The sequence below is a fragment of the Candidatus Thioglobus sp. genome, assembly GCF_028599055.1.
In the GTDB taxonomy this organism is placed as follows: domain Bacteria; phylum Pseudomonadota; class Gammaproteobacteria; order PS1; family Pseudothioglobaceae; genus Thioglobus_A.
Genome location: NZ_JAQRMS010000112.1, coordinates 1 through 3,792 on the forward strand (window position 1 = coordinate 1; position 3,792 = coordinate 3,792).

Genomic DNA, 3,792 nt, shown 5'->3' on the forward strand with positions numbered 1-3,792 from the left:
TCTTTGAAGCGGTTGGCCTTGCGCCAGAAGTAATGGAGAAATGTTTCTTCGAAACAGCTTCACGCATTAATGGTGTTAATTTTGACATTCTTCAGGCAGAAGGTGAAAAGCGCCATCAACACGCCTACCATACTCAAACACTTGACAATCTAGGTCAATATCATTGGCGCAGTGGTGGTGAAAAACACATGTGGGATCCGAAAACTATTTCTAACCTACAATTAGCTGCTAGAAATAATGACGAGTCCGCTTATTGGGCATTCGCCAAACACGCCAATGAAGAAGGTACACGCAATTCAACCTTACGTGGTCTTATGTCATTCAAAGCGGGTAATCCGATTGCACTAGATGAGGTTGAAACCGCCAAAGAAATCGTTAAACGCTTTGCTACAGGTGCGATGAGTTTCGGCTCAATTTCTGCAGAATCTCACGAATCATTAGCCATCGCCATGAACCGCTTAGGCGGTAAATCAAATACCGGCGAAGGTGGCGAAGATGCCAAACGTTGGACGCCTGATGCCAATGGCGATTCACGTCGCAGTGCAATTAAACAAGTAGCTTCAGGTCGTTTTGGTGTCACTATTGACTACCTAAACAACGCCGATGAGATTCAAATTAAAGTGTCACAAGGCGCTAAGCCAGGCGAAGGTGGTGAATTGCCAGGTTCAAAAGTTGACGAAGGTATTGCTGCCATTCGCCACTCAACACCTGGCGTGGGGTTAATTTCTCCACCGCCTCATCACGATATTTATTCTATTGAAGATTTGTCACAACTTATTTTTGACTTAAAGCGCTCTAATCCAGAAGCACGCATTAGTGTGAAATTAGTAGCCGAGGTCGGCGTAGGTACGATTGCTGCCGGTGTAACTAAGGCAAAATCTGATCACATCGTTATCGCTGGTCATGATGGCGGCACAGGTGCATCGCCACTTACTTCTATTAAGCATGCAGGCTTGCCTTGGGAGCTAGGCTTGGCTGAAACACATCAAACACTAGTGATGAACGATCTTCGTTCTCGTGTGGTCATTCAAACGGATGGACAGCTAAAAACAGGTCGTGATGTTGCTATTGGCGTATTGTTAGGTGCAGAAGAATTTGGTTTCTCAACAGCGCCGTTAATTACTATGGGTTGTATCATGATGCGTAAGTGTCATTTAAATACTTGTCCGGTTGGTATCGCCACACAAGATAAAGAATTGCGCAAGAAGTTTACCGGCAAACCTGAGCATGTTGTTAATTACCTATTCATGGTTGCTGAAGAGTTACGCCTTATCATGGCAGATCTTGGCTTTAAAACCGTCAATGAGATGATTGGTCGTGTTGACATGTTAGAGATGAATCAAGCAATTGAGCATTGGAAGCAAGGCACAATTAATCTAGACGCCTTATTAACACCGGCACAAAAACCACACGCCAATGCAGGCACTTACCAAACACAAATCCAAGATCATCAACTAGAACTGCAGCTTGATAACACCTTATTTGAACAGTCTAAATCAGTAGTTAGCAATGACCAACCTGTAACAATTGAAAGCAAGATCACCAACGTTGATCGTGCCGTTGGTGCGATGCTATCCTCACGCCTAGTTAAAGCCCGTGGTGGCAACACCCTAGCAGATGACAGTGTTCACATTAAATTTAATGGTTCTGCTGGTCAATCATTAGGCGCCTTTACGGCAAAAGGTATTACGCTTGAAGTAGAAGGTGACGCTAATGACTACGTTGGCAAAGGCTTATCTGGTGGTAAAGTGATTGTCTACCCGCCTAAAAATTCTAGCTTTAATGCACAAGATGAAATTATTGCAGGTAACGTCTGTGGTTACGGCGCTACCGGCGGTGAAATATATCTGTCAGGTTGCGTATCAGAAAGATTCTGTGTACGAAACTCAGGTGTGACAGCGGTTGTAGAAGGTATTGGCGATCATGGTTGTGAGTACATGACTGGCGGTCGAGTCACAGTGTTGGGTGAAGTGGGTCGTAACTTTGGTGCAGGTATGAGTGGCGGTATTGCTTATATTTATAACCCAAATAACACGTTCAAAGACATGGTTAACCCGATCATGGTTGATCTTGATCCAATGGATGATGAAGCGCAAGCTGAACTGAAGGCTTTTGTCACAAATCATGCAAAATTTACCGGATCAGCCGTTGCACAACGCATCCTAGATAACTGGGATGAGGAGCTAACGCACTTTATCAAGGTGATGCCAAAAGACTTTAAACGGGTTTTGGCTGAAAATGCTAAAAAATAGGGTTAACTAAAAAAGGATTGCTAATTGCAATCCTTTTTTTATGTCAAAATTCTGAATTAAATAGGCACAGCATCAATGACATCGGCCGCTTCGTCAATGGTTTCATCAATCCCCTCGCCCACCACCGGAACAATTGAAATGACTGCGCCACCAACACGCATTGGCACGGTAACAACTTTGGTCAATACACAGCTTGATAACAATAAAGCAGAAAGTAGTAGGATTGTAAATTTAAACATGGTTATTTTCTATCCAAAATAGTAAAGTGATAAGTATGTTGGTTTTTTTTATCCGGCTGATGCGACTCTCTAAAACTCTCGGAGAAATCAGCACGATCAAAATCTGGAAAATGCGCATCGCCTTCATACTCACCTTCAATTTGAGTAATATATAAACGATCAACGCTTGGCAGCATTTGCTCATAAAAAGAAGCACCGCCCATCACCATAACTTCCTCATCAGCCTTGGCCAACTCAAGCGCTTGATCAATACTTCCGACCACTTCACAGCCTTCGGCCAAAAAATCCGCATTACGACTGATAATCACATTGCGACGATTAGGCAACGGCCTGCCAATAGACTCATAAGTTTTTCTACCCATTAACACGGTTTTTCCGCTGGTGGTTTTTTTAAAGTAACCTAAATCAGCTGGTAAATGCCAAGGCAAAGCATTATCTTTACCAATAAGTTGATTGTCGTCCATAGCAACGATGATGGATAAGCGCATGAAAAAGCCCTAAATAACGTAAAATGACTTCTATTTTACAAACACCCATAGCACTCGTGTCATTAATTCTTGCTTCTTCATCCCCTTTTCGAAAAGAACTACTAAGCAAACTCGGTTTAAGCTTTGTAACGCACTCGCCTGACGTTGATGAATCAAGAAATTTAGGGGAAACGCCTGAGCAGTTAGTGTTTCGATTGGCTCAAGATAAAGCAAAAGAAGTGGCAAAGTTTCATCAAGGGTTGATTATCGCCTCAGATCAAGTGGCTACATTGCAAGATGGAAAGGGTGCGAACGATCAAGTATTAGGCAAGCCGCACACGCATGAGAATGCCATTAAACAGCTTAGCGAATGTTCTGGAAAAACCGTTACATTTGTTACTAGTTTGTGTCTTTTAAATACAAATAACAACAATATACAAACAATTGTTGAAACATTTAAAGTGGTTTTTAGATCGCTAAGCCTTGAGCAAATTAACAACTATTTAAAAAAAGAGCAGCCTTACAATTGTGCCGGAAGCTTCAAATCAGAAGGTCTTGGTATTGGTTTATTTAGTGAGCTTGATGGTAAAGATCCCAATACTTTAATTGGCCTGCCTTTGATTCAGCTAATCCAGCTATTAGACAATGAAGGTGTTGACGTTCTGAACGCTGAAGCTTAACGCATGGGTTATTTACAGCCTGACAAGGTCAGCACCTTAGCTTCGGGTAAAAAAACCTATTGGGGCTCTTTATATGGCAGTGCTGATGCGTTGGCATTAATCGAGCATGCTCAACAAAACCCGCAAGTTATACTGCTTATAGCTAATGACATCG

Annotated in this window: 4 protein-coding genes; 2 read left to right on the plus strand and 2 right to left on the minus strand. The window is 42.5% G+C overall.

Going from position 1 to position 3,792, the window contains the following annotated elements:
* The coding region (locus PSN35_RS06465; RefSeq protein WP_300031087.1) for a glutamate synthase-related protein at positions 1-2,252 on the plus strand (2,252 nt) is incomplete at its 5' end.
* A gap of 56 nt (positions 2,253-2,308) precedes the next feature.
* Here the strand turns inward: PSN35_RS06465 and PSN35_RS06470 are convergent.
* Both PSN35_RS06470 and folA read right to left on the minus strand, forming a co-directional pair.
* On the minus strand, positions 2,309-2,491 hold the full coding sequence (locus tag PSN35_RS06470; RefSeq protein WP_300031090.1) for a DUF6726 family protein: 183 nt from the start codon (positions 2,489-2,491) through the stop codon (positions 2,309-2,311).
* Between the two features lie 2 nt (positions 2,492-2,493).
* Positions 2,494-2,979 (minus strand): type 3 dihydrofolate reductase, encoded by a 486-nt coding sequence (gene folA, locus PSN35_RS06475; RefSeq protein WP_300031093.1) that lies wholly within the window; start codon positions 2,977-2,979, stop codon positions 2,494-2,496.
* A gap of 23 nt (positions 2,980-3,002) precedes the next feature.
* Between folA and PSN35_RS06480 the strand changes: the two genes are divergently transcribed.
* On the plus strand, positions 3,003-3,638 hold the full coding sequence (locus PSN35_RS06480) for a nucleoside triphosphate pyrophosphatase (RefSeq protein WP_300031096.1): 636 nt from the start codon (positions 3,003-3,005) through the stop codon (positions 3,636-3,638).
* Positions 3,639-3,792 lie beyond the last annotated feature (154 nt).